We start from the raw sequence: 23,613 nt of genomic DNA, 5'->3' as shown, positions 1-23,613 counted from the left end.
GAAATTGCTGGATTCCCAACGGTTTCCGGGTCACCGGTCGGATCCACTGTGGATCTGTCCGGGGTGCTCGGGTGTTCCTGGCGATGGCGGCCAGAGGAAGTGCGGCGCACGTGCAGCAGGTTCTCGTGGCATTCGACGGATTCGTCCCGGTGGTGACCGTCCTGCTCCCGATCTCGGTGGCGGTCGGGATCGGCTCGGCCGTGCTGCGTCGCGGCTGTGACCCGCGGGAGCCGGTGCTCGACGGAGCGCTGGTCTGCTCGCTGCTGTGCGTCGGGTTCCTCGTCTTCATGCCGCAGCCGCCCGCCGTGGAACCCGTGCGGACCGATCTCGGCCGGGACGTGTCGATGGCGCTGACCGCCGGGCCCGGCGACCTGCTGCCGTGGCTGCAGCTGGTCGGCAACGTGCTCCTGCTGGTTCCGCTGGCGGTGCTCGTCCCGCAGCGGATGCCGTGGTTCGACAGTGTGGTCAAGGTCGCGTTCGCCGGGCTGCTGCTGTCGGTGTCCATCGAACTGACCCAGTTCCTCGTCGTCCCCGGCCGGGTCGCCGCGACCGACGACGTCGTGTGCAACACCCTCGGTGCGGCCGTCGGCGGGATCCTGGCGCGGATGCCGCACTGGTTGGGCAGCCGTCCGCAGCACAGCGCCACCGGCCGGAGCGAGCACACGGTGTGGGCGCTGATCGCCAAGGTCGAGCAGGAGCGCAGGACGCCCCAGGAGCGCCGAGTGCTTGCGGAGCGCAGGGTGCTGCCTGCGCGCCGGGTGCTCCCAGCGCGCCGGGTGCTCCCAGAGCGCCGAGTGCTCGCGGAGCGCAGGGTGCTCACGGAGTCGCGCTCGCGGTGAACCCCGGTGGCCGGGCAGCGCGCCGCGTCAGACACCCGGCCACCGGCCCCACCGAGTCAGCGCTGGAGCGTCTGGTTGCGCTCGCTGAGCGAGCGCCCGAGGGCCTCGACCTCCCGCTCCATCTTGGGGATGAGCCGGCGCACGGTCGGCCGCATCAGGGTCTCGACGAGCCGGGACGACGGCAGGTTGCGCAGCCAGTGCACCAGCGCGATGGCGCGCGGCACGTACACCCGGCGGGCGCGCCGCTCGACGCCGTCGGCGAACGCCTTGGCGCAGTCCTGCACGCTCGTGGTGGCGCGCATCGGCCAGGGCAGGCGCTTGCGCATCGCTTCGAAGGCGCGCAGGTCCTGCGCCACGTCGCGGACCATGTCGGTGTCGATCCACGACGGGTGCGCGCTGCCCACGCCCACGCCCAGGTGCATCACCTCGCTGCGCAGCGCGCTGGCGAACGCCTCCGCGCCCGCCTTGCTCGCGGTGTAGGCGGCCATGCCGCCGATCGGCGTGAAGGCCGACAGCGAGGAGACGACGAGCAGGTAGCCGCGGCGCTCGATGAGGTGGGGCAGGGCGGCGCGGGCGGTGTGGAAGACGCCGTTGAGGTTGACGTCGATGGTCTTGGTGAAGGCGCGCGGGTCGCTCGTGCGCACCGTGCCGATGGGCGCGATCCCGGCGTTGGCGATGACCACGTCGATGCCGCCGAGCTGCTCCGCGGCGGCGTCCACGGCGGCCGCGATCGAGTCGCCGTCGGTGACGTCGGCCTCGGCCCAGAAGTGGCGGTCGCCGAGCTCGGCCGCGACGGCCGCGAGCTGCTCGGGCTCCAGGCCGACCAGGGCGAGCGTGGCACCGCGGCGGGCGAGCTCCCGGGCGGTCTGCGCGCCGATCCCCCGCGCGGCGCCGGTGATCAGCACGACCTTGCCGGACACGTTCGGCATGAGCACTCCCTCGGTCAGCCTATCTACTCGACAGTAGCCTACTCATAGTAGGTTCCGCCGGGGCTGCGCGGAAGAGGGCGACTCCCACGGTTCCGAACGCAGGACGGGGCCGCAGGCAGATCGCCTGCGGCCCCGTCCGGTGGCCTCGGGTCAGAGGGCGTTGAGCTTGGTGAGCACGTCCTGCTGGGCGCTGAGGAAGTCCTCGGCCAGCGAGCGCATGGCGGGCGCCTGGCCCTCCTCCTGCTCGGCGCGGGCCAGCTGGCCCGCGCTGTCCTCCAGGGCCCGCACCGCCTGCTTCCACTGCTGGTCGAACTGCGGGCCGGTCGCCTGCCGCAGCTGGTCGAGCTGCGGCCCAGCCGGCTGGTCGACGCCCTGGGCGTCGCCGGTGGCGTCCTCCGGGGCGCTGCCGGACTGCTGGCCGGCCACCGAGGTCAGGAACGCGTTGAGCTGGCCGATCTGCAGCTGCGCCGCCTGCTGGAGCTCGCCGGCGAGGGTCTTGACCGCCTCGTTCTGCGCGTTGGTCTGGGCCAGCTCCGCCAGCTGCACCACCTGCTGGCGGTTGGCGAGCAGCTGCTCGGCGAACTCGCGGTCCGTCTCGCTGTGCTCACCGACCCCGTCCTGACCGCTCTGCTGCGCGGTCGCCGGCGGCGGGGTACCGGGAGCCGGGGGCTGGTCGCTCGGCCCCTCAGCGGGCGTGCAGCCCGCCAGCGCGAGACCGCCGATCAGCACAGCGCCGATGATCGTGCTCCTCCGCACGTGCTTCCCCTCCAGGAATCTGGTGGACGTCGTCCCAGGGCGGCCCGTCGCACTGATCGCAGGTGGGCTGCCGGACCTGTTGCCCGTAGGCTAACCGGCGCCTCAGGGCACCCTGCGGGCGACATCATCACCCGCCCGCGGTGATCGCGCCCTGTCTGATCCATCTCACTCCGGGTGACCGACCGCGGGCCGATGACTAGGGTGGCTACGGCCCGGCCGAACCACGTCGTGACGTCAGGGCTAGTATCCGCACTCGGCAGGCATCGCGACTTGCTGTCCGGCAGTCGCCCTGCGGGGTGTCGCGTGCTGTCACCCGGCCCACCCGGGCCGGGGCGGATCCAACCGGGTCTGACGAAGGCTTCAAGGGAGTGCAGGAGGCACCGTGACGGCCGTCGCGCCACAGCCGATCGCCACGCGCCCCTATCCGGTGCGCAAAACGGTCAAGGGTTCGTTCATGGCGCGGATGTTCCGCACCACGGACCACAAGCAAATCGGCATCCTCTACCTGGTCACGTCGATGGCGTTCTTCCTCGTCGGCGGCCTGATGGCGATGCTGATCCGCGGTGAGCTCGCCGTCCCAGGACTGCAGTTCCTGTCCAACGAGCAGTACAACCAGCTGTTCACCATGCACGGCACGGTGATGCTGCTGCTGTACGCGACGCCGATCCTGTTCGGCTTCGCCAACTACATCCTGCCGCTGCAGATCGGGTCCCCGGACGTCGCGTTCCCGCGGCTGAACGCCTTCGGGTACTGGCTGTACTCGTTCGGCGGTCTGATGGTGGTCAGCGGTTTCCTGCTGCCGGGCGGTGCCGCCGACTTCGGCTGGTTCGCCTACACCCCGCTGTCGGACGCCCTGCACTCGCCGGGCTACGGCGCTGACATGTGGCTCGCCGGTCTGGCCGTCGGTGGTCTGGGCACCATCCTCGGTGCCGTCAACATGATCACCACGGTGGTCTGCCTGCGCGCGCCGGGCATGACGATGTTCCGGATGCCGATCTTCACCTGGAACATCCTGGTCACCAGCGTGCTGATCCTGATGGCGTTCCCGATCCTGACCGCCGCGCTGCTGGGCCTGATGGCCGACCGGCACCTGGGTGCGCACGTCTTCGACCCGGCCAACGGTGGCGTGATCCTCTGGCAGCACCTGTTCTGGTTCTTCGGCCACCCCGAGGTCTACATCGTCGCGCTGCCGTTCTTCGGCATCGTGTCCGAGATCTTCCCGGTGTTCAGCCGCAAGCCGCTGTTCGGCTACTCCGGCCTGGTGTACGCGACGCTGGGCATCGCGGCCCTGTCGGTCGTGGTGTGGGCGCACCACATGTACGCCACCGGCGCGGTGCTGCTGCCGTTCTTCGCCTTCACCACGTTCCTCATCGCGGTCCCGACCGGTGTCAAGTTCTTCAACTGGATCGGCACCATGTGGAAGGGCCAGCTGACCTTCGAGTCCCCGATGCTGTTCAGCGTCGGCTTCCTGGTCACCTTCCTCTTCGGTGGTCTGACCGGTGTCCTGCTGGCCATGCCGCCGGTGGACTTCCACGTGTCGGACACCTACTTCGTGGTCGCGCACTTCCACTACGTGCTCTACGGCACGATCGTGTTCGCCACCTTCGCCGGCATCTACTTCTGGTTCCCGAAGATGACCGGCCGGATGATGGACGAGCGGCTGGCCAAGCTGCACTTCTGGCTGACCTTCATCGGCTTCCACAGCACCTTCCTGGTGCAGCACTGGCTGGGGGCCGAGGGCATGCCGCGCCGGTACGCCGACTACCTGGCCAGCGACGGCTTCACCACGCTGAACACGATCTCCACGATCGGTGCGTTCATCCTGGGCGCCTCGATGCTGCCGTTCCTCTACAACGTGTTCCGCAGCTACCGCTACGGTGAGGTCGCCGAGGTCGACGACCCGTGGGGCTACGGCAACTCGCTGGAGTGGGCCACCTCGTGCCCGCCGCCGCGGCACAACTTCACCGAGCTGCCCCGGATCCGCTCCGAGCGCCCGGCGTTCGAGCTGCACTACCCGCACGTCTCCGAGCGGATGCGGCTGGAGGCCCACCTGAGCCTCACCGGCAAGACGCTGGCTCACAAGCACGAGGGCGGTGGCACCGCCACGGCGCTCAAGCAGAAGCCGGTCACCAAGGACGAGTCCGAAAGGGACGACACCACGGAGAAGTGATCTGCGCGCTAGCCCCGCACGGCGCGACTGTGCCAGGGTGGGGCCAGCTCGACGAAGAGCCCCGGCGGGCTGTGCTCGCCGGGGCTCTTCTGCTTGCCGGGCCCCTCGACGGGGGCGAGCGGGACGGGCGGCCGCGCCGCTTCACACGAGGAGAGGATGAACCGCTGTCGTGAGCACCGCGAATGGGACCACCGTGCTGATCACCGTGACCGGGAAGGACAAGCCGGGCGTCACGTCAGTGCTGTTCGCCGCGCTGACCCGGCACGGGGTGGACATCGTCGACGTCGAGCAGGTGGTGATCCGGGGGCGGCTCACGCTCGGCGTCCTGGTGGCCACCGAGAACGACCCGGAGCAGCTCCAGGAGGCCGTGGAGCAGGCGATGGCGACCGTCGGCATGTCGGTCGAGGTGGCGATCGGTGCTGAGGACGGCGGTGCGAGCAAGCTCGCCTCCAGCCACGTCGTGGTGGTGCTCGGGCAGCCGATGACCGCGCGGAACTTCAGCGAGGTGGCCCGCGGGCTGGCCGAGATCGGGATCAACATCGACTCCATCCGCCGGGTCGCCGACTACCCGGTGACCGGGCTGGAGCTGCAGGTCAGCGCGCCGGAGTGGGAGGACGACACGGAGCTGACCCGGGCGACGGCGGACATCGCCGCCCGCGCCGGGGTGGACCTGGCGGTGGAGCGCACCGGGCTGTCGCGGCGGGCGAAGCGGCTGGTGGTCTTCGACGTCGACTCCACGCTCATCCAGGGCGAGGTCATCGAGATGCTGGCCGCGCGGGCCGGGTGCGAGGAGCAGGTGCGCGAGGTCACCGAGCGGGCGATGCGCGGCGAACTGGACTTCGCCGAGTCGCTGCGGCAGCGGGTCGCGGTGCTGGAGGGGCTGCCGGCGTCGGTGCTCGACGAGGTCGCCGCGGAGCTGCAGCTCACCCCGGGTGCGCGGACCACGGTCCGCACCCTGCGGCGGCTGGGCTTCCACACCGGGGTGGTCTCCGGTGGGTTCACCCAGATCATCGACCAGCTGGTGGACGAGCTCGGGCTCGACTTCAGCGCCGCCAACGAGCTGGAGATCGTCGACGGCAAGCTGACCGGCCGGGTCATCGGCGAGATCGTGGACCGGCCGGGCAAGGCCAAGGCGCTGCGGCGGTTCGCCGAGTCCTTCGGCGTCCCGGCCGCGCAGTGCGTGGCGGTCGGCGACGGGGCCAACGACATCGACATGCTCTCCGCGGCCGGCCTGGGCGTGGCGTTCAACGCGAAACCGGCGCTGCGCGAGGTCGCCGACACCGCCCTGTCCCACCCGTTCCTGGACACCGTGCTGTTCGTGCTGGGCGTCACCCGCGCCGAGATCGAGGCCGCGGACGCCGAGGACGGGGTGCTGCGGCGGGTGCCGCTGGACTCGTGATGGAGCCGGGGAACAACGGCGCTGCGGGAGCAGTTGACCGGGACGTGCTGGACTCCGTCGTCGACGTGCTCGACCCGCTGATCGCCCGCTACGCCTCCTGGCTGGCCCTGCCCGGCGCGGCCACCGCGGACACCTCGGACGAGGACCCGGAGAACGTGGTGCTCATGCCGATGGTGCTGCGGATCGAGCGGCGCGACCCGCCGGCCCGCACCGCCCTGCTGGAGGCGGCGGCGTCGGCGGCGCTGGCGGTGTGCCTGGACGAGCGCTGCAAGCCGGGCGGCGAGTGGCACGAGGCGATGAGCACCTGGGTCTCCGGCCGCATCCGCAAGGTCGCGCGGCGGGCGCGCGGGTCGCACTGGGAGGCGGTGCAGGACCTGCCCGGCCGCACCGTCGAGGTCGGCGGCGCCGAGGTGCGCGCCTTCCTGCCGATGCGGGTGGCGGACATGCCCAAGGAGCTCAGCCGGCTGCAGATCTCCGGCAGCGACCTGGAGCCCGACGAGCCGGGCCCCGCGCTGCCGGACGCGCCGGTGCTGTGGCTGAACCCGGACGCGCCGATGAGCGCGGGCAAGTCGGCGGCCCAGGTCGGCCACGCGACGATGATCCTGGCGGCGCTGCTGCACGGCGACGGCATGGACCGCGAGCTGGCGGAGTGGGCGGCGACCGGTTTCCGCTGCTCGGTGCGCGCGGCGGACGCCGAGACCTGGTCCCGCCTGCACCCCCGCGACGACCCGGAGCGCGCCTGGCGCGAGTCCCGCGTGGCCGTGGTGCGCGACGCCGGCTTCACCGAGGTCGACCCGGGCACGGTCACCGTGCTCGCCCAGTGGCGCTGACGGCGGGCGGCGGGGCAGTCCGAGCGGGTCGGTGAGGTCCTGGGACGACTGCAGACGTCCGCGGTGTCAGACCTGGCGCCAGATCAGCGCGGCGTACCACGAGCCGTGCGCGCTCGCCGGTGCACGACATCGGCGGCGAGCCGGTTCAGCGCGGTGCCCGACCGTGCCGCCCCCTCCTCGAGCGCGGCGACGTCATCGGGATCGAGGTCCCGAACATGAATCGGCCTTCCTCCGTGGCAGCGCTGTGCCGTCCGAACCCCCGAAGTGGGTGAACGCGGTCCGTTCGCAACCCCACCCGGGCGCGTGGTGCGCCGCGCAGGTGGGGGGAACCGTCCCCAGACACAGGCCGAGCCCGAAGGTGTTGTGCGATCTTTCGATCGCGAGGTCTCTGGCGGCCTCTCGGTCGTCAAGGCCACTGCACCTTCGGGCCGGTCGCCGGGTTTTCCCGGTACCACCACCATGCCCAGGTCAGCGCGGCTCGCACCAGGGTAGGAAGTCCCTGTTCCCGCAGGTCGGCGCTCAGTCGTCGCCGACACCACGGGCGGCCAGGGCTTCCCCGAGGTCGTCGGCGTGGCGGAGGGTGCGGACGAGGAACGGGACCGCGAAGGCCGCCAGCGAGCGGTCCGCGTCGCGGGCGCGCTGGGCCTCGCGGACCTGGGTCGCGATCGTGGACAGGGCCGCGACCGCCTGCAGCGTCAGGCCCACCAGCAGGCCGATCCGCTCCGGGCGGACACCCAGGCGGCGGGTGGGGCCGAGGCCGCGTTCCACCGCGGTGACCACGTCGTCCACCCGCGTGGTCAGGGTGAACAGGTTGGCCGCGGCGAGGGCGGCGAGCAGGCGCAGGCAGACCACGGCCGCGCTGTCGAGGCCGAGCATCCACCACTGGAGCAGGAACACCACCAGCACCAGCGGGACCAGCACGCGCGCGATCTGCCAGCAGCGGCGGGCCGGGACGCGCGCGATCCCGTGGAGCAGGACCACGGCGAGCACGCAGCCGCCGAGCACCGCCGGGGAGCCCAGCACGAAGGTCACCACCGCGAACACCAGCAGCGCGACGAGCTTCCCGCCCGCCGGCGCGCGGTGCACCGGGCTGGTGCCCGGTTCGTACAGGCCCAGCGGGTTCATCCGGCCAGCTCCCGGTAGTAGCGGACGGCCGGGCCCGGTTCGTCGTCGGCGACGACCTTGCCGGCCTCCAGCACCACCACGCGGTCGAAGTCCGCCAGCAGGTCCAGGTCGTGGGTGACCAGCACGACCTGCTGGCGCAGCCCGGCGAGCACCTCGGCGAAGTGGCGCTTGTTGCGCAGGTCCAGCAGCGTCGTCGGCTCGTCGCAGACCAGCACGTCCGGGTCCAGCACCAGCATCGAGCACAGCGCCAGCAGCTGCTTCTGCCCACCGGAGAGCTGGTGCGCGGGGTGCTCGGCGTAGCCCGCCAGGCCGTGCTGGGCCAGCACCTCGGCCGCCCGGCGCTGCCGCTCGGCCTTGGACAGGCCCTGCTTGCGCAGCGAGAACGCCACGTCCTCCCCGGCCGTGGGCATCACGATCTGGCTGTCCGGGTGGGTGAAGACGAACCCGACGCGGCGCCGCACCGCGCGGCCGTCCCGGGCCGGGTCGACGCCGTCGACCAGCACCCGGCCGCGGGTCGGGTGCACCAGGCCGTTGATCATCCGGGCCAGCGTGGACTTGCCGGACCCGTTCGCCCCCACGAACGCCACCCGCTGCTCGGCCAGCCGCAGGTCCACGCCGTCCAGCACGGTGCGCTGGTCGTAGTCGTGCCCGACACCTTCGAACTCGATCAACCCACTCGCTCCCACATCGTCGCCACGCCGAGACCGCCACCGGAGGAGAGCGCGGCCAGGCCGGTGCGCGGTCCGCCGGAGCGGACCATCCGGCTGAACAGCCGCACCACCAGCACCGCGCCCGACGCACCCCACGGGTGGCCGAGCGCGATGGCACCGCCGTCCGGGCTGACCAGCCCTTCGTCGATCCCGGCCGCGTCCAGGCAGGCCAGCGCCTGCCCGGCGAAGGCCTCGGTGAACTCGACCACCTCCGGGGTGTGCCGCGCCAGCAGCTCCCGCATCGCGGGCACCGCGCCCAGGCCCAGGCGGTTCGGGTCGACCCCGGACGTCCGCCAGTCCACCAGCCGAAGCCCGGGCACGCCGAGCCGGCGCCGCTGCTCCTCGGTGGTGACCAGCACGGCGGCCGCGCCGTCGTTGATGCCGCAGGAGTTCGCCGCGGTCGCGGTGCCGTCCGCGGTGAACGCGGGCCGGAACCGGGCGAGCCGCTCCGCGGTGAAGCCCGCGCGCGGCCGCTCGTCGGCGGTGACCCCGCCGACCGGCACCAGTTCGGCGTCGAACCGGCCCGCCTGCTGGGCGGCGACGGCGCGCGCGTGGCTGCGCGCGGCGAAGGCGTCCTGGCGTTCCCGGGAGATCCCGGCCTCGGCCGCCACCAGGTCCGCCGCCGGGCCCATGTCCGGGTCGCCGACCTCGGCCGGGGCGAACGGGGCACGCTGGTAGAACCGCGGCGGTTCGGTCGCCGAGCGCGGGCGCCACGCGCGCCAGGGCGCGGTCGACGGGCTCTCCGCGCCACCGGCGAGGAACCAGTCACCGGCGCCTGCGCTGACCAGCGCGGCTGCGGTGGTGATCGCGGTGAGGCCGCTCGCGCACTGCCGGTCGACGGTCATGCCGGGGGTGCGCTCGCCGAGACCGGCCCGCAGCGCCGCCACCCGCGCCGGGTTCCCGCCCGGCCCGAGCACGTTGCCGAGCACGACGTCGTCCACCGCGGTCACGCCGGCGTCGTCCAGCACAGCGCGCAGCACCGGGGCGGCGAGCCGGTCGACCTCCAGGTGGCGCAGGGCACCACCCGCCTCGCCGATCGGCGTCCGCCGCGCCGCGATCACCACCGGTGTCCTGGTCACCACGCCTCCGCTCGCAGGGACCCGGCGCGCAGCTGCTCGGCGACCAGCGCGCGCGCCGGTTTGCCGGACGGGGTGCGCGGCAGCTCGCGGACCGCCAGCCAGCGCCGGGGACGCTGCGCGGGGTCCAGCGCCCGCCGCGCCCGGGCGCGCAGACCGCTGCGCGACGGGGGAGCGGCCGGGTCGATCTCCACCACCGCCGTCACCAGCTCGCCGAAGCGGGGGTGCGGGGTGCCGGTGACCAGCACGTCCCGCACGCCCCCGGCGCCGCGCAGCACCGACTCGACCTCCTCGGCGCCGACCAGCCGCGCGCCGGTGTTGATGACCGCGCTGGTGCGGCCGAGGACCTCCAGCGAGCCGTCCGCGTGCCGGACCGCGCGGTCACCGACCCGCGACCAGCCCCGGTCGGTGCTGGTCGGCACGACCGTGCCGTGGTCCAGGTGGCCGTCGCAGGAGAGCTCGGAGCGCACCCACAGCTCGCCGTCGCGCACCTCGACGTCGACGACGGGACGCAACCGGCCGCCCCGCCGCACCGCGATGAGCGAGTGCTCCGCCGAGCCGTAGTACTCGACCAGCCGGCAGCCCGGCAGCACCGCCGCCAGCCGCTCCGCCAGCTCCCGGTCCACCCGGGCGCCACCGCAGACCACCACCCGCAGCCGGCACTCGGCCCGCCGACCCGCGTCGCGTTCCAGCGCGGAGAGCAGGGCGGACAGCATGGCGGGCACCAGGTGGACGGCGGTGGCGCGCCGAGCCGCTGCCGCGGCGTCCTGGGCCGACCACCGGTCGAGCAGGTGCACGTCGGCGCCCGCGTGCAGCGCGTGCAGCGCGCCGAACAGGAACAGCGACGAGCTCAGCGGGCCGGGGACCAGCACCCGGTCCCGCGGCCCGAGCCCCAGGTCCAGCAGCTCGAAGCTGCGCAGCCACGACCTCCGCGAGCGCACCAGCACCTTCGGGCGCCCGCTGCTGCCCGAGGTGGTGGCCAGGTAGAACGGCGTGTCGGGGTCGCCCACCGGGGCGGGGTGGTGGTGCCCCGGCAGCGCGCCCGGGTCGTCCAGGTCGAGCAGCACGTGCGGGGCGGCGTCGGCGAGCACGGCGGCGCGCTCACGCTCCGACCAGGTGGGCTCGGTGAGGAGCGTGGCGCAGCCCGCGAGGTCCGCGCCGAGGAAGTGGGTCAGGCGCGCCAGCGCGTCCCCGCCGTCCAACGCGACGCGCGAGCCCGGGGGCACCCGCCGCGCGGCGCTGCGAGCGCGGGCGAGCAGCTCCTCGGGACCCAGCGCGGTGCCGCCGTGCACGACCCGCGACGCGGGGGAGCGGTCGAGGACCGGGAGCACGGTCAGCCCTCGGCGGGAGCGCGGCGCACCGGCAGCGCCGACGGGACCGCGCGGTGCACCGCGGCCGCCACCAGCGAGACGGCGACCAGCTTCACCACGTCACCGGGGACGAACACCAGCGACTGCACCGCGGCCGCGCCGAGGTCGCCGATCATCACACCCCAGTACGGGATGCCGATGAGGTAGTCCGCGGCGACACCCGCGGCGCCGGCCAGCAGCAGCACCGGCAGGCCGGGCTTGCGGGCGCGCTCCACCACCAGGCCGGCCACCACGGCCGACAGCACCCAGCCGAGCACGAACCCGCCGCTCGGGCCGACGAACGGGGCGATGCCGCCGCGGCCGCCCGACAGCAGCGGCAGCCCGATCGCGACCAGCACCACGAACAGCAGCACCGACGCGCCGCCGCGGCGCGCGCCGAGGATGCTGCCCGCCAGCAGCGGCCCCGTGTTCTGCAGCACGATCGGCACTGCCGCGCCACCGAGGTAGAAGCCCGGGACGATGCCGAGGACGGCGATGAAGGCGGCGAAGACCACCGTCCGGGCCAGGTTCGCGGCGGGCGCGGTTCGGCGTGGTGCGGACACGTCGTCTCCCTAGCGTGGTGATCGATCGCGGGCGCCGGAGCCGGTCCGGGACGCGCCCGCGTGCGGCGCTGTGACCAGGTACGACCGTCGCCCCGGGCGGCGGCGCTGCGGCCCGGTCGGCGCGGCTGCCCCAACGTACCCGCCGACCCGGCCGGAACAGAAAGCCCGACGCCGGGTTGTCGATCAGCCACAAATCCCGCGGCTCGCCGCTGAGTCGTCCGTCACAGTCAGCCCGCGCTGCCGGTGAGCCGCTGCAGGGCACCCCGGACGACCTGCGGGTCGTGGGTGGTCCAGAACGGTGGGAGGGAGGCGCGCAGGAAACCGCCGTAGCGGGCGGTGGCCAGGCGCGGGTCGAGCACCGCGACCACGCCGCGGTCGTCCGGGGCGCGCAGCAGCCGCCCCGCGCCCTGGGCGAGCAGCAGCGCGGCGTGGGTGCCCGCGACGGTGAGGAAGCCGTTGCCGCCGTGCTCGGACGCCGCCTTCTGCCGGGCCGAGGCCAGCGGGTCGTCCGGCCGCGGGAACGGGATGCGGTCCATCACCACCAGCTGCAGCGAGTCGCCCGGCACGTCCACGCCCTGCCACAGCGACAGGGTGCCGAACAGCGAGGTCGCCGGGGCGTCGGCGAACTGGCGGACCAGCAGCGCGGTGGTGTCGTCGCCCTGGCACAGCACCGGGGTGGACAGGCGCTGCCGCAGCTCCTCGGCGGCCTGCTTGGCGGCGCGCATCGACGAGAACAGGCCGAGCGTGCGGCCGCCCGCCGCCCGCACCAGCTCGGTGAGCTCGTCCAGGTACTGCGGCGGGAGCCCGTCGCGGCCCGGCGGCGGCAGGTGCCGGGCGATGTAGAGGATGCCGCTGCGCTGGTGCTCGAACGGCGAGCCCACGTCCAGCCCGGTCCACTTGAGCCCGCCGTCGTCCGACGGGGCCTCCTTGCCGGTGGCCATGCCGGCGGCCGGCTGCGCCCGCTGCTGCGGCGGGAGGCCCCACTGCCGCGCCAGCGTGTCGAAGGAGCCGCCGAGCGCCAGCGTCGCCGAGGTCAGGACGGTGGTGCGCTGCCCGAACAGCCGCTCGCGCAGCAGCCCGCCGACGCCGATCGGCGCGATGCGGACGCTCGGCGAGCGGTTCGGGTCCGCCGCGATCCACACCACGTCGCGCCGCGCGTCGTCGTCGAACGCCTCGAGCAGCCGGACCGCGGTGTCGTGGACCTCCTCGGTGGTGGCGTGCGCGAGCTTGCGCGCGGTGCTGCCCTCGGCGTCCTCCTTGCGTTCCGGGCCGAGCGCGTTCAGGCACGCCCAGGCCGCGTCCCGCAGCGCCGCCAGCGCGCCGCCGAGGTCCTGCGGCAGGTCCTCCAGCCGTCCCGGTCGCGCGGCTTGGAGCACCAGGTCCAGGCCTTCCGAGGCCTCCACGAGCCGGTCAGCGGTCTCCTCGTCGATGACCCGCCCGCAGCGCCGCGCCGCGAGCCGCACCGACGACGCGGTCAGCTCGCCGGTCGCCGCCGAGGTCACCCGGTCCACCAGGTCGTGCGCCTCGTCGACCACCACGACGTCGTGCTCGGGCAGCACCGGCCGGTCGTCCAGCGCGTCGATGGCCAGCAGCGCGTGGTTGGTCACCACGACGTCCGCGCGGCCCGCCTCGGCGCGGGCCCGCTCGGCGAAGCAGTCGACGCCGACCGGGCAGCGGTGCACCCCGAGGCACTCCTTGGCGGTGACCGACAGCTGCCGCCACGCCTGGTCGGGGACGCCGGGCACCAGCTCGTCGCGGTCCCCGGTCTCGGTCTCGGCGGCCCACTCCCGGACGCGCCCGACCTGGCGCTCCAGCGCGGAGGCGGCGAAGGCGTCGAACAGCGCGCCCTCGTCGGGCTCGGCCGGGGCGTCGCCGTGCACCCGGTTCAGGCACAGGTAGTTGCGGCGGCCCTTGAGGATCGCGAACGTCGGCCGGCGGCCCAGCGCGTCGGCGAGCGCGGTGGCCAGGCGCGGCAGGTCGCGGTCGACCAGCTGCCGCTGCAGCGCGATGGTCGAGGTGGACACGACCACCGTGGTGTGCGCGGTGACCGCGTGCCGGATGGCCGGGACCAGGTAGGCCAGCGACTTCCCGGTCCCCGTCCCGGCCTGCACCGCCAGGTGCTCGCCGGTGGTGATGGCGTGCTCGACGGCGCGCGCCATCCGCGCCTGGCCCTCCCGCGGGACGCCGCCGACGGCCTCGATCGCGATGTCCAGCAGCGTCGGCAGGTCGGGGACCTCGCGCTCGGCCTTCGCGGAGCGGGGCGGCGACGGTTCCCCGGCCGCAGGCCGGTCCGCCCGCGCGAGGTCAGCGGCGATCTCCGGCGGGAGCACGTCGTCCTCGTCGGGCTCGAACGCGACCGGGTCGGACCATCGCGGGACAGAGGTGGGCACGGGGAGAAGCTACCGCCCACCCCTGTCGACGACCCCCGACACCCCGACGCCGACGAGACCCCGGTCCCACCCGCCGACGGCGAGCCCGGTGCGCTGCCGGGGCTCGACGACCGGGCGTCAGCGGACGATGGGTTCGCCGACGAGGCCGACGCCCGCGGCGTCGAGCTCGGCCAGGGCGGCGTCGACCGTGTCCCGGGACACCCCGGCGGTGAGCTCCAGCAGGACCGTCGTGTCCAGGCCGGCGCGCACCGCGTCCAGGGCCGTGGCGCGGACGCAGTGGTCGGTGGCGATGCCGACCACGTCGACCCGGCGCACCCCGTGCTCGGTCAGCCAGTCGAGCAGCGGGCGGTCGCGCGGGTCGACGCCCTCGAAGCCCGAGTAGCCGTGGCTGTAGTGGCCCTTGGAGAACACCGCCTCCACCGGCCCCACGTCCAGCTCCGGGTGGAACGCCGCGCCGGGCGTGCCCGCGACGCAGTGCCGCGGCCAGGAGCGCACGAAGTCCGGTTCGTCGCTGAAGTGCGGCCCCGGGTCGATGTGGTAGTCGCGGGTCGCCACCACGTGGTCGTGGTCGAACCCGGCGAGGTACCGCGAGATCGCCGTCGCCACCTCGGACCCGCCCGCGACCGCGAGCGCACCGCCCTCGCAGAAGTCGTTCTGCACGTCCACGATGATCAGTGCCTTGGCCATCGACGGCTCCTCCAGTAGCGCCCGTCCACCGCGGACGACGGTGCCCGCGTCCGTCATTGTGGCCGCGGCTCAGGAGGTGTGGAAGACCGTCGGGATCGCCGGCTCGCCCTGGGAGAGCTTGAGGCCCTCCCACGGCAACGTGACCAGCGCGTGGCGCAGCCGCTGGCGGTTCTCCTCCAGCCCGGGCAGGTCGTCGACGCGCTTGCCGTCGCGCATCAGCGGCACCTGCAGGGACCGGTCGTGCGGGCCGAGCACCGGCTCGGACGCGCCCGGAGCCAGCTGGAAGACGACCTCCTCCACCGCGGTGCCGGTCTCCTTGTACCGCCGCACCGCTGCCTTGCGGCCACCGCGGGACTCCTTGTGCGAGCTGCGCTTGGCGACCGGGCGCCCCTCGACCTCCACGAGCTTGTAGACCATCTCCGCCGTCGGCGCCCCGGACCCGGTGACCAGCGAGGTCCCCACGCCGTAGCCGTCGACCGGCTCGGCGCGCAGCGCGGCGATCGCGTACTCGTCGAGGTCGCCGGAGACGACGATCCGGGTGTTCGTGGCGCCCAGCGCGTCCAGCTGCTCCCGGGCCTGCCGGGCGAGCACCCCGACGTCACCGGAGTCGATGCGCACCGCGCCCAGCTCCGGGCCCGCGACCTCGACCGCGAGCTCGATGCCGCGGGTGATGTCGTAGGTGTCGACCAGCAGCGTGGTGCCGGTGCCCAGCGCGGCGACCTGCGACTCGAAGGCCGCGCGCTCGGAGTCGTGCAGCAGCGTGAACGCGTGCGCCGCGGTGCCGGTGGTGGGGATGCCGTAGCGGCGCCCGGCCTCCAGGTTCGAGGTGGCGGTGAACCCGGCGAGGTAGGCGGCGCGGGCGGCGGCGACGGCGGACTCCTCGTGGGTGCGCCGCGACCCCATCTCGATGATCCGCCGGCCGTTGGCGGCCGAGACCATCCGCGCCGCGGCCGCGGCGATCGCGCTGTCGTGGTTGAGGATCGACAGCACCAGCGTCTCGAGCACCACGGCCTCGGCGAAGGTGCCGCGCACGGTCAGCAGCGGGGAACCGGGGAAGAACAGCTCGCCCTCCGGGTAGCCGTCGATCTGCCCCTGGAACCGGTAGCCGCGCAGCCACTCCAGGGTCGACTCGCTGACCACCCGGTGCTCGGCGAGCTGCGCCAGCTCCTCCTCGCCGAAGGTGAAGTCCTCGATCGCGTCGAGCACCCGGCCGACGCCGCCGAAGACCCCGTAGCGCCGGCCGTTCGGCAGCCGCCGCGTGAACACCTCGAAGGTGCACGATCGGTGCGCGGTGCCGTCGCGGAGTGCGCTGTCGAGCATCGTGAGCTCGTAGTGGTCGGTCAGCAGCGCGGTGCTGGTGCTCATGGACCAGAGACTACGTGGTCGCGGATCAGTCGACGCGGTTCGCCCGCCGACCGCGCACAGCGCCCGGACTCCAGGCGGCGGTGGGGGTTCCGCTGCACGCAGCAACGCCCGGATCGGCCACCAGGACCACGGTCCACGGGTCGACACCGCTGTGACGCTCGCGTGCAACGATGGGGGTATGACCTCGCCCGCTGAGATCGAGCGCGCGCAACTCGAACCGGATGTGCTCGGCACCGAGGACAGGCCGTGGGTGACCGTGGTCTGGAACGACCCGGTCAACCTGATGTCCTACGTCACCTACGTGCTGCAGAAGATCTTCGGTTACAGCCGGGACCACGCGACGAAGCTGATGCTGGACGTGCACCACAAGGGCAAGGCGGTGGTGTCTTCGGGTTCCAAGGAGAAGGTCGAAGGCGACGTGGCGAAGCTGCACGCCGCCGGACTGTGGGCGACGATGCAGAAGGACTCCTGAGTGGAAGGCTGGACCCGCAAGAACGGGCATGTGCAGACGGACCTCTCGCAGCAGGAGGCGGCCGTCATCCGAGGGCTGGTGGGGCAGATCAAGGACATGCTCACCGCCCGCGCCGAGGAGGCGCCCACCGACGAGCTCGCCGAGCTGACGGGGATCCGCACCGGTCCGACGACGGCGCCCGAGGACCCGGTGCTGGCGCGGCTGCTGCCGGACTTCTACCGCCGCGACCCGATCACCGGGGAGACCGACGAGGAACGGGCCGACGCCGCCGGGGCGATGCGGTCGCTGCACGAGCCGGCCCTGCTGGAGGCCAAGACCGGGGCCGCGCAGCTGGTGCTGGAGACCTGCCCGCCGCTGGGCGGCCGGGTGAAGCTGACCTGGGAGCAGGCCGACGGCTGGCTGTCGGCGCTCAACGACGTCCGGCTGGCGCTGGGCACCGCGCTGGACGTCGACGAGGACATGCCCGACGAGCTGCCCGAGGACGACCTGCGCCGGGAACACCTGGGCGTCTACCAGTGGCTCACCTGGGTCCAGGACAGCCTGGTCACCGCGCTCACGGCGTGAACCGCTGACCACACCCGCCCCAGCCGCTACCGTGAGCCCCAGACGTGGAGGGAGGCGGTGTGGGACCGGGGAAGCGGGACGCGCTCGTCGACGTCGACGGCGTGCTGGTCGGGCACGAGCAGCGCCTCGACCCGCACTGGGCGACCGGGGTGACCGCGGTGCTGGTGCCGGACGGCGCGAGCGCGGCGGTCGACGTCCGCGGCGGCGGACCGGGCACGCGCGAGACGGACGTGCTCCGACCCGACCACCTGGTGCAGCAGGTGCACGGCGTCGTGCTGACCGGCGGCAGCGCCTACGGGCTGGCCGCCGCCGACGGCGTGGTGCGCTGGCTCGGCGAGCGCGGCCACGGCGTGCCCGTCGGCACCGACCCGGCGCACGTGGTGCCGGTGGTGCCCGGCGCGGTGATCTTCGACCTGCCGATGAACGACTGGGGCAACCGGCCCGACGCCGGGTTCGGCTACCGCGCGTGCCAGCACGCCAGCCGCGAGGAGGCCCGCGAGGGCAACGTCGGCGCGGGCACCGGCGCGGTCGTCGGCTGCGTCAAGGGCGGCATCGGCACGGCCAGCGCCGTGCTGGCCGACGGCACCACGATCGGTGCGCTGGTGGCGGTCAACGCCGCCGGCTCGGCCATCGACCCCGGCACCGGACTGCCGTGGGTCCCCACGCCCGGGCTGCGGCGCCCCGACCAGGCGGAGATCGACGCGGCCAAGCCGCTGTTCGGCACCCGCCCCGGCAGGCACGGGCCCGTCGACCGGCCGCTGAACACCACCATCGGCGTGGTCGCCACCGACCTGCGGCTGTCCGGGGCCGAGTGCCGGCGGCTCGCCGTCGCCGCGCAGGACGCGCTGGCCCGCGCGGTGCGGCCCGCGCACCTGCTGGTCGACGGGGACACGATGTTCGCACTGGCCACCGGGACCGGGGCGGCGCTGCCCGCGCCGGGGGAGCCCGGCTGGGCGGCGCGGCTGGACGAGGTCAGCGCGGCCGCGGCCGACGTGGTGGCGCGCGCGATCGTGCGCGGCGTGCTCGCCGCGGAGCCGGTCGACGGGGTGACGTGCTACACGCGGCTCTATCCCTCGGCGAGGGAATGAATCATCGTTGTCGTACGTTTCGCCCGACGAAAGCCGCACCGGCGACCAGGATTTCCACATCGTGGGAGACCGGTGCTCCACCGATTAGGATGGTTGCTGTGCTGGTGATCCGACGCGACCTCGTGGACGCGATGGTCGCGCATGCCCGACGGGACCACCCGGACGAGGCGTGCGGTGTGATTGCCGGTCCGGAAGGGTCGGACCGCCCGGAACGCTTGATCGAGATGATCAACGCCGAGCGCTCGCCCACCTTCTACCGGTTCGACTCCGCCGAACAGCTGAAGGTGTGGCGCGAGATGGACGCCAACGACGAGGAGCCGGTGGTCATCTACCACTCGCACACCTCGACCGAGGCCTACCCGTCGCGCACCGACGTCTCCTACGCCTCGGAACCCAACGCGCACTACGTGCTCGTGTCCACCAGGGACCCGAAGACCCATGAGCTGCGTTCCTACCGGATCCTCGACGGCGAGGTCACCGAGGAGCCGGTGGAGGTCGTCGAGTCGTACATGTTCGCCCACACCGGCACCGACGAGGTCCCGGACCGCGACTGACCGCTCGCCGGTGCCCGTGTTCCCGTTCCCCCACGTACGTCCTCTGTGGACAGGAGGTTTCCCATGGCAGTCAAGGTCTCGATCCCCACGATCCTGCGCAGCCACACCGGTGGCGAGAAGTCGGTGCAGGCCGAGGGCAACACCATCGCCGAGGTCATCGACGACCTCGACAGCAACTACAGCGGGCTGAAGGGGCGCCTCGTCAAGGACGGCAGCCTGCACCGCTTCGTCAACGTCTACGTCAACGACGAGGACGTGCGCTTCGCCGGGGGCCTGGAGGCCAAGGTCTCCGACGGTGACTCCGTCACCATCCTCCCCGCCGTCGCCGGCGGCGCGTGAGACCGGAAGTTCGCTGGACTCGACCTGCGCAGCGGTGCCGGTAGCGGAGCCTGGAGTGCCGCCCCACCACCGGTGAGCACCCGCACGTAGTTCGACCTCGCGGTGAGAGGTCAGGAGGAGAGGCACGACCGTGGCTCGTTACGACTCGTTGCTGGACGCGCTCGGTGACACGCCGCTGGTGGGGTTGCCGCACCTGTCGCCGGCACCGGACGTCCGGTTGTGGGCGAAGCTGGAGGACCGGAACCCGACCGGTTCGATCAAGGACCGCGCGGCACTGTCCATGATCGAGGCCGCCGAGAAGGAGGGCCGCCTCTACCACGGCTGCACGATCTTGGAGCCCACCTCGGGCAACACCGGGATCTCGCTGGCCATGGCGGCCAAGCTCAAGGGCTACGGCCTGGTGTGCGTGATGCCGGAGAACACCTCCGAGGAGCGCCGCCAGCTGCTGCAGGCCTACGGGGCGCGGATCGTCTCCTCGCCGGCGGCCGGTGGGTCGAACCAGGCGGTGGCGATGGCCAAGGAGCTGGCCGAGCAGAACCCGGACTGGGTGATGCTCTACCAGTACGGCAACCCGGCCAACGCCGAGGCGCACTACACCACCACCGGCCCGGAGATCCTGCGCGACCTGCCGACGGTCACGCACTTCGTGGCCGGTCTGGGCACCACCGGGACGCTGGTCGGCGTCGGCCGCTACCTGCGCCAGCACAAGCCGGACGTGCAGGTCGTCGCGGCCGAGCCGCGCTACGGCGAGCTGGTGTACGGCCTGCGGAACCTCGACGAGGGATTCGTGCCGGAGCTGTACGACCCGGACGTGCTGACCCGCCGCTTCTCGGTGGGCTCCTACGACGCGCTGCGCCGCACGCGGCAGCTGCTGGAGTCGGAGGGGATCTTCGCCGGCATCTCCACGGGCGGTGTGCTGCACGCGGCGCTGACGATCGCGGAGAAGGCGGCCGCCGACGGCCAGTCGGCGGACATCGCGTTCGTGGTGGCGGACGCGGGCTGGAAGTACCTGTCCACAGGCGCCTACAGCGGCACTCTCGACGAAGCGGCCCAGCGGCTCGAAGGTCAGCTCTGGGCCTGAACCGGGGGTGGTGAGGGCGGGAACCGGCTGCGGCCGGTTCCCGCCCTCTCTGCGCGTCAGCCGGAGAACGAGCAGGGGCGCTGGCCCGTCGCCAGCCCCGGGACGACCAGGACCGCGCCGTCGGTCTCGGTGGGGTCGGCGACGCCGTCGGTCGCCGAGGTGATGTAGAGGTCGGTCAGCTCCGGGCCGCCGAAGCAGCAGTCCGTCGGGCGCTGGACCGGCAGCGCGATCGTCCGGTCCAGGGTGCCGTCGGCGGTGTAGCAGCGGACCTCGCCGCGGTCGCGGACCGCCAGCCAGAGGCGGCCGTCGCTGTCCACGGCCAGACCGCCGGGTTCACCGTCGACCTCGCACAGCGCGCGGCGCTCGCCGACCGAGCCGGCGTCGAGGTCGAAGTCCAGCACGTCGACGCGCCGCTCCGCGCCGTCGACCAGGTACAGCCGGGTGTGGTCCGGGCTCCACGCGAGGCCGTGCGCCGCGGGCAGGTCGGCGATCGCGACGCGTGCCGAGCCGTCCCCGGTGACGCGGGCCAGCCAGCCGCCCTCCCCGAGCGTCGTCGCCCACAGCCGCCCCTTGGCGTCGACCCCGGTCGCACCGGCCTGGACGCCGTCGCGCGCCCAGTAGACCAGCCAGTTCCGGTGCGTGCCGGTGGAGTCGAACACCGCGATGCCCCCGGTCATGTGCAGCACCAGGCCGCCGTGGCTGCGCGGTTTCGCCGCGCTGACCTCCTGCGGCAGCTCCATGGCGTGATCGGCGCGGCCGGGGACGAAGCGGTGCGCGCTGCGCGCCGGTTGGTCCACCCACAGCAGCGAGTCGGTGCCGACGTCCCACGTCGGAGCTCGACCGGACCGCGCCGCCGCGAGCACTGCTGAGTCGACCTGCACCTGCCACCTCTCGTCCGGATCGCAACGACCCCAGGACCTTACCGGGCGCCCCCGGGTCTCGATCTTGGTTCCGGGTGAGGACGTCCGGAACATCCGGGGCAACCCCGATACCGCGGAGCGGTCCGCCGCGTAGCCTCGGGAGTGTGAACCGGCTGCCTGACCGTCCTCGTCCGCGCGTGCTGCCCGCGAACCCGCTGCGCGCCGCGGTGGGCATGCTCCTGGCCACCGCCGCGCTCTACGGCATCGAGTTCTACGACCAGGTCGACCCGACCGCCGACCTGGACCGCAACGGCATCCTGCCACGGGAGGTCGACGGCCTCGACGGGATCCTGTGGGCGCCGCTGCTGCACGGGGACTGGTCGCACCTGTGGGCCAACACGCTGCCGTTCCTGGTGCTCGGCTGGCTGGTCCTCGCCGGGGGCCTGGCCCAGTTCCTCGCGGTGACCGCGACGGTGTGGGTCGTCGGGGGCCTCGGCACCTGGCTGGTGGGCGCGCCCGGCTTCCACATCGGCATGTCCGGGGTGATCTTCGGCTGGATGGTGTTCCTGCTGGTGCGCGGCTTCTTCCAGCGCAGCGTCGCGCAGGTCCTGGTCGCGGTGGTGCTGTTCTTCTACTGGGGCGGCATGTTGTGGGGCGTGCTGCCCGGCCAGCCCGGGATCTCCTGGGAGGGCCACCTGTTCGGCGCGCTCGGTGGGCTGCTGGCCGCGTGGCTGGTGGCGCGCAGCACTCGGCGGCACGTGAGCAGCGGTGATCCTGGCACACTGGCCGGGTGACTGACGCCCCGATCGGGATCTTCGACTCCGGCGTGGGTGGGTTGACCGTGACCCGCGCGATCATGGACCAGCTGCCCGGCGAGTCCGTCCGCTACGTCGGCGACACCGCCAACGCGCCCTACGGCCCGATGCCGCTGGCGGAGATCCGCGCCCGCACCCTGGCGATCACCGACTCGCTGGTCGAGGAAGGTGTGAAGGCGCTCGTGCTGGCCTGCAACACCGCCTCCGCCGCCTGCCTCCGGGACGCCCGCGAGCGGTACTCGATCCCGGTGGTCGAGGTCATCATGCCCGCGACGCGGCGCGCGGTGGCGACCACCCGCAACCGCCGCGTCGGGGTGATCGGCACCAGCGCCACCATCCGCTCGCGCGCCTACGACGACGCGTTCACCGCCGCGCCGGACATCGAGCTGACCACGGTGGCCTGCCCGCGGTTCGTGGAGTTCGTCGAGCGCGGCATCACCACCGGCCGGCAGATCCTGGGGCTGGCGCAGAGCTACCTCGACCCGCTCCAGCAGGCCGACGTCGACACGCTGGTGCTCGGCTGCACGCACTACCCGATGCTCACCGGTGTGCTGCAGATCGCGATGGGCGACGGGGTGACGCTCGTCTCCAGCGCCGAGGAGACCGCCAAGGACCTCGTGCGGGTGCTGACCGAGAACGACCTGCTCGCAGCGCCGGACGGGGTGCCCGAGCACGAGTTCCGCGCCACCGGCGCACCCGACCGGTTCGCCCGGTTGGCGTCGCGCTTCCTGGGGCCAGCCGTCGCGACCGATGCCGTTCGGCCGCTCGTCGTGCCAAGCTCGACCGCATGAAGCTGACGATCCTCGGTTGCTCCGGGAGCATCCCCGGCCCGGATTCGCCTTCATCCGGGTACCTGCTGGAGTCCGGTGACACCCGCATCGCGCTGGACCTGGGCAACGGGACGCTCGGGGCGATGCAGCGGTTCATCGACCCGTTCTCGCTGGACGCGCTGTTCTTCAGCCACCTGCACCCGGACCACTGCGCGGACTTCGGGGCGCTGGCGGTGCTGCGGCGCTACCACCCGAACCCGCCGTACGACGCGACCGAGCGCCGGCTGCCGGTGATCGCCCCGGCGGACGCCCCGCAGCGCTTCGCCGCGCTCTACGCGCCGAACGAGCAGGAGCGGGCCGAGGCGGACCTCTCCGACGTCTTCGAGTTCGTGCCGGTGCCCGCCGAGCCGGTGCGCATCGGCCCGTTCGAGGTGCAGGCGGTGCCCGTGGCGCACCTGTGCGAGTCCTGGGGCTTCCGCGTGGCGGCGGAGGGCAAGGTCCTGGCCTACACCGGCGACACCGGCCCGTGCCCGCAGCTGGCCGACCTCGCCGCGGACGCCGACGTGCTGCTGTCCGAGGCGTCCTGGACCGACTTCCCGGACGCGCCGGAGGGCGTGCACCTGTCGGGCCGTCAGGCCGCGGAGGTGGCCAAGACCGCCGCGGCCCGGCGCCTGCTGCTCACCCACCTCGTGCCGTGGACCGACGGTGACGCGATCCTCGCCGAGGCGCAGGCGGTCTTCGACGGCCCGGTGGAGCGGGTCGTGGCCGACCGCACCTACGACGTCTGACCCGGTGGCCACCCCGCGCCCCGGCGTGCCGGCTCCGCCGGGAACCGGCACCCCAGGCGGGCGGGTTGGGGGCGTCAGGCCCGCCCAGGGGCGA

Annotated in this window: 23 protein-coding genes and 2 pseudogenes; 13 read left to right on the top strand and 12 right to left on the bottom strand. The window is 73.4% G+C overall.

Annotation, left to right across the window (positions count from 1 at the left end; genetic code table 11):
- Nucleotides 1–125: 125 nt before the first annotated feature.
- Nucleotides 126–839: a VanZ family protein gene (locus HNR68_RS24680; protein ID WP_343050392.1), complete on the top strand. Its 714-nt coding sequence runs from the start codon at nt 126–128 to the stop codon at nt 837–839.
- Between the two features lie 56 nt (nt 840–895).
- On the opposite strand, the gene HNR68_RS24675 is transcribed toward HNR68_RS24680, so the two are convergent.
- Entirely contained in the window at nt 896–1,768 is an 873-nt protein-coding gene (locus tag HNR68_RS24675; protein ID WP_179724110.1) for an SDR family oxidoreductase, read from the bottom strand.
- Nucleotides 1,769–1,918: 150 nt separating this feature from the next.
- Entirely contained in the window at nt 1,919–2,524 is a 606-nt protein-coding gene (locus HNR68_RS24670; protein WP_179724109.1) for a DUF305 domain-containing protein, read from the bottom strand.
- A gap of 382 nt (nt 2,525–2,906) precedes the next feature.
- Between HNR68_RS24670 and ctaD the strand changes: the two genes are divergently transcribed.
- The 3 genes from ctaD to HNR68_RS24655 all read left to right on the top strand — a co-directional run bounded on the left by ctaD (nt 2,907) and on the right by HNR68_RS24655 (nt 6,923).
- Entirely contained in the window at nt 2,907–4,694 is a 1,788-nt protein-coding gene (gene ctaD, locus HNR68_RS24665; RefSeq protein ID WP_343050391.1) for an aa3-type cytochrome oxidase subunit I, read from the top strand.
- Nucleotides 4,695–4,863: 169 nt separating this feature from the next.
- Nucleotides 4,864–6,093 (top strand): phosphoserine phosphatase SerB, encoded by a 1,230-nt coding sequence (gene serB / locus HNR68_RS24660; protein ID WP_179724108.1) that lies wholly within the window; start codon nt 4,864–4,866, stop codon nt 6,091–6,093.
- A complete protein-coding gene (locus HNR68_RS24655; protein ID WP_179724107.1) occupies nt 6,093–6,923 on the top strand; it encodes an aminoacyl-tRNA hydrolase in 831 nt (276 codons plus the stop codon). Before serB ends, HNR68_RS24655 begins: the two co-directional genes overlap by 1 nt.
- 519 nt (nt 6,924–7,442) lie before the next feature.
- On the opposite strand, the gene HNR68_RS24650 is transcribed toward HNR68_RS24655, so the two are convergent.
- The 9 genes and pseudogenes from HNR68_RS24650 to HNR68_RS24615 all read right to left on the bottom strand — a co-directional run bounded on the left by HNR68_RS24650 (nt 7,443) and on the right by HNR68_RS24615 (nt 16,188).
- Nucleotides 7,443–8,048, bottom strand: coding sequence for an energy-coupling factor transporter transmembrane component T family protein (locus HNR68_RS24650; RefSeq protein WP_179724106.1), 606 nt, complete (start codon nt 8,046–8,048; stop codon nt 7,443–7,445).
- Nucleotides 8,045–8,719: an energy-coupling factor ABC transporter ATP-binding protein gene (locus HNR68_RS24645; RefSeq protein WP_179724105.1), complete on the bottom strand. Its 675-nt coding sequence runs from the start codon at nt 8,717–8,719 to the stop codon at nt 8,045–8,047. Before HNR68_RS24645 ends, HNR68_RS24650 begins: the two co-directional genes overlap by 4 nt.
- Nucleotides 8,716–9,837, bottom strand: coding sequence for an acetyl-CoA C-acyltransferase (locus HNR68_RS24640; protein WP_179724104.1), 1,122 nt, complete (start codon nt 9,835–9,837; stop codon nt 8,716–8,718). Before HNR68_RS24640 ends, HNR68_RS24645 begins: the two co-directional genes overlap by 4 nt.
- Nucleotides 9,834–11,165 (bottom strand): class I adenylate-forming enzyme family protein, encoded by a 1,332-nt coding sequence (locus HNR68_RS24635; protein ID WP_343050390.1) that lies wholly within the window; start codon nt 11,163–11,165, stop codon nt 9,834–9,836. Before HNR68_RS24635 ends, HNR68_RS24640 begins: the two co-directional genes overlap by 4 nt.
- Before the next feature lie 2 nt (nt 11,166–11,167).
- Nucleotides 11,168–11,746, bottom strand: coding sequence for a biotin transporter BioY (locus HNR68_RS24630; RefSeq protein WP_343050389.1), 579 nt, complete (start codon nt 11,744–11,746; stop codon nt 11,168–11,170).
- Nucleotides 11,747–11,973: 227 nt separating this feature from the next.
- Nucleotides 11,974–12,528, bottom strand: a pseudogene (locus HNR68_RS27715) (ATP-dependent DNA helicase); the annotation flags it as partial.
- A gap of 1,209 nt (nt 12,529–13,737) precedes the next feature.
- Nucleotides 13,738–13,905: pseudogene (locus HNR68_RS27710) on the bottom strand (DEAD/DEAH box helicase); the annotation flags it as partial.
- Between the two features lie 348 nt (nt 13,906–14,253).
- On the bottom strand, nt 14,254–14,823 hold the full coding sequence (locus tag HNR68_RS24620) for an isochorismatase family protein (protein ID WP_179724102.1): 570 nt from the start codon (nt 14,821–14,823) through the stop codon (nt 14,254–14,256).
- A gap of 69 nt (nt 14,824–14,892) precedes the next feature.
- Complete coding sequence (locus tag HNR68_RS24615; RefSeq protein ID WP_179724101.1) at nt 14,893–16,188, bottom strand: nicotinate phosphoribosyltransferase; 1,296 nt, start codon at nt 16,186–16,188, stop codon at nt 14,893–14,895.
- Nucleotides 16,189–16,366: 178 nt separating this feature from the next.
- On the opposite strand from HNR68_RS24615, the gene clpS reads away from it, so the two are divergent.
- The 6 genes from clpS to HNR68_RS24585 all read left to right on the top strand — a co-directional run bounded on the left by clpS (nt 16,367) and on the right by HNR68_RS24585 (nt 20,286).
- Nucleotides 16,367–16,660, top strand: coding sequence for an ATP-dependent Clp protease adapter ClpS (gene clpS, locus HNR68_RS24610; protein ID WP_179724100.1), 294 nt, complete (start codon nt 16,367–16,369; stop codon nt 16,658–16,660).
- Nucleotides 16,661–17,224 carry a DUF2017 family protein gene (locus HNR68_RS24605; protein ID WP_179724099.1) on the top strand — a complete coding sequence of 188 codons (564 nt, stop codon included), beginning with the start codon at nt 16,661–16,663 and terminating at the stop codon, nt 17,222–17,224.
- 59 nt (nt 17,225–17,283) lie between these two features.
- Nucleotides 17,284–18,312 (top strand): P1 family peptidase, encoded by a 1,029-nt coding sequence (locus tag HNR68_RS24600; RefSeq protein WP_179724098.1) that lies wholly within the window; start codon nt 17,284–17,286, stop codon nt 18,310–18,312.
- Between the two features lie 98 nt (nt 18,313–18,410).
- Nucleotides 18,411–18,866 carry a M67 family metallopeptidase gene (locus HNR68_RS24595; protein ID WP_343050388.1) on the top strand — a complete coding sequence of 152 codons (456 nt, stop codon included), beginning with the start codon at nt 18,411–18,413 and terminating at the stop codon, nt 18,864–18,866.
- A 63-nt stretch (nt 18,867–18,929) separates the two neighbouring features.
- The gene (locus tag HNR68_RS24590; protein ID WP_179724096.1) at nt 18,930–19,205 is read left to right on the top strand and encodes a MoaD/ThiS family protein; all 276 of its coding nucleotides are present in this window, start codon (nt 18,930–18,932) and stop codon (nt 19,203–19,205) included.
- A gap of 130 nt (nt 19,206–19,335) precedes the next feature.
- Nucleotides 19,336–20,286, top strand: a complete 951-nt coding sequence (locus tag HNR68_RS24585; RefSeq protein ID WP_179724095.1) for a cysteine synthase — start codon at nt 19,336–19,338, stop codon at nt 20,284–20,286.
- A 56-nt stretch (nt 20,287–20,342) separates the two neighbouring features.
- Here HNR68_RS24585 and HNR68_RS24580 read toward each other — a convergent pair whose 3' ends face one another.
- The gene (locus tag HNR68_RS24580) at nt 20,343–21,167 is read right to left on the bottom strand and encodes an SMP-30/gluconolactonase/LRE family protein (protein WP_343050387.1); all 825 of its coding nucleotides are present in this window, start codon (nt 21,165–21,167) and stop codon (nt 20,343–20,345) included.
- A gap of 176 nt (nt 21,168–21,343) precedes the next feature.
- Between HNR68_RS24580 and HNR68_RS24575 the strand changes: the two genes are divergently transcribed.
- Genes HNR68_RS24575 through HNR68_RS24565 form a run of 3 tightly spaced genes read left to right on the top strand, consistent with a single transcriptional unit; the run spans nt 21,344 to nt 23,519 of the window.
- A complete protein-coding gene (locus HNR68_RS24575) occupies nt 21,344–21,940 on the top strand; it encodes a rhomboid family intramembrane serine protease (protein ID WP_380573626.1) in 597 nt (198 codons plus the stop codon).
- Nucleotides 21,937–22,752 (top strand): glutamate racemase, encoded by an 816-nt coding sequence (gene murI / locus HNR68_RS24570; protein ID WP_179724093.1) that lies wholly within the window; start codon nt 21,937–21,939, stop codon nt 22,750–22,752. Before HNR68_RS24575 ends, murI begins: the two co-directional genes overlap by 4 nt.
- Complete coding sequence (locus HNR68_RS24565; RefSeq protein WP_179724092.1) at nt 22,749–23,519, top strand: MBL fold metallo-hydrolase; 771 nt, start codon at nt 22,749–22,751, stop codon at nt 23,517–23,519. Before murI ends, HNR68_RS24565 begins: the two co-directional genes overlap by 4 nt.
- Nucleotides 23,520–23,613 lie beyond the last annotated feature (94 nt).

The organism is Saccharopolyspora hordei (assembly GCF_013410345.1).
GTDB lineage: Bacteria > Actinomycetota > Actinomycetes > Mycobacteriales > Pseudonocardiaceae > Saccharopolyspora > Saccharopolyspora hordei.
The sequence above is the reverse complement of the archived record's forward strand: the minus strand, read 5'-3'. Positions and strand labels throughout refer to the sequence as shown.